The 389-nt window shown below is 67.6% G+C and carries 1 protein-coding gene; it reads right to left on the bottom strand.

What is annotated here, in order from left to right; genetic code table 11:
- Nucleotides 1-389: hypothetical protein (locus I6F37_RS44240; protein WP_225155021.1), on the bottom strand; the 389-nt coding region annotated here is incomplete at both ends.

Genomic DNA, 389 nt, shown 5'->3' with positions numbered 1-389 from the left:
GGCAACGACCACGCGGTGACGTCGTAGAATTCGTATCCCTCGCGTTGTGCCGCCTCGCCACGACGTCGGTTCCGCTCGAAACGTTCGACTTGCGTCCGAGCGAACGTGGAGTCGAGCACGTGCGTCGGCTCGAGAAGGGCCGCCGCGAGCCGGCCGCGGGGCTGCGCCATGTCGATCACGAACGACCCCTCCGGAAACGTTCGCCGTGCGGTCGTGCCGTGGAGGTAGTCGTGTGCAGCAGCAACGACCAGCGGAGACGGCAGCTGCTGCACCTCGATCCCCTGGAGCCGCAACATTGCCATGACCTCGGCAGTGCGCGCACGGTCCGACCCCGGCGCGATGATCACCCGGCGCAGCACGGACGACGGCGTCATGGCGGTGACGAAGAA

Source organism: Bradyrhizobium sp. NBAIM08 (assembly GCF_020193935.1).
Lineage (GTDB): Bacteria > Pseudomonadota > Alphaproteobacteria > Rhizobiales > Xanthobacteraceae > Bradyrhizobium > Bradyrhizobium yuanmingense.
The sequence above is the reverse complement of the archived record's forward strand: the minus strand, read 5'-3'. Positions and strand labels throughout refer to the sequence as shown.